1 protein-coding gene is annotated in these 274 nt (G+C 56.9%); it reads left to right on the plus strand.

Going from position 1 to position 274, the window contains the following annotated elements; genetic code table 11:
* Positions 1 to 107 precede the first annotated feature (107 nt).
* Positions 108 to 274 (plus strand): Hsp70 family protein (locus tag SB756_RS29950; RefSeq protein ID WP_410913216.1); only part of this gene is annotated, 167 nt, incomplete at its 3' end.

The raw sequence follows: 274 nt of genomic DNA on the forward strand, positions 1-274 counted from the left end.
GAGTTCCGGCGGTTGCTGGAATAGCCTGCTACGCAGGATTTTCCTGATAGGCATTGCAGTTCGAGGTTAGTAAGGTCGGTGCTTTACCGACCTGGACACCTTTAATCATGCAGGATGCAGCCACCCTCCCTCCAGCCATGCTGGGTATCGACCTGGGCACCACCAACAGCCTTTGCGCCGTCTGGCAATCCGGCAGCGCATGCCTGATCCCTAACGCGCTGGGTGAGGTGTTGACGCCCTCTGTCGTCAGTCTTGACGATGACGGTCATATTCT

Source organism: Pseudomonas sp. SIMBA_068, assembly GCF_046534705.1.
GTDB classification, from domain to species: Bacteria; Pseudomonadota; Gammaproteobacteria; order Pseudomonadales; family Pseudomonadaceae; genus Aquipseudomonas; species Aquipseudomonas putida.